Raw genomic sequence first — 400 nt, 5'->3', positions numbered from 1 at the left:
CCAACAGCTGACGAGTATTTAGAAATGCAAATTCAATTCGTCGCCGATTTATTCGATGAAAAAGAACTTACTAAAGAAGCAATTCTTAACGGTATGGATGCTTTAGACATTGATAAAATATGGGAAATTATCAGCTATCGAGTTCTTGGCCTATCTAAGACAGATGTGGAAGCGTCAAAAAAGGAAAAGGCGGAGGAAATCTAAGCTGGTCTGAATTTTATGACCTGCAGGTTGGTTTTGTCCGTGATTCAGTTACAGAACTTGGGTGGACAATTCGGGATTTCATGAATACTGACTGCTTGGATATTGATGAAATCTTATTAAAAGCACCGAAGAAAAAGAAAACTAAAAAGAAAAAACAAGAGGTGCGACCATTAAGCGAATTAGTCAAGCGTGGTGG

At 38.0% G+C, this 400-nt stretch carries 1 protein-coding gene; it reads left to right on the top strand.

Annotated elements, in window-relative coordinates; translation table 11 throughout:
• On the top strand, window positions 1-204 hold a 204-nt coding region (gene gpG, locus ACTQX9_RS09575), incomplete at its 5' end, for a phage tail assembly chaperone G (protein WP_441541395.1).
• Window positions 205-400 lie beyond the last annotated feature (196 nt).

This window comes from Collinsella sp. LCP19S3_F2, assembly GCF_052121015.1.
Lineage (GTDB): Bacteria > Actinomycetota > Coriobacteriia > Coriobacteriales > Coriobacteriaceae > Collinsella.
The sequence above is the reverse complement of the archived record's forward strand: the minus strand, read 5'-3'. Positions and strand labels throughout refer to the sequence as shown.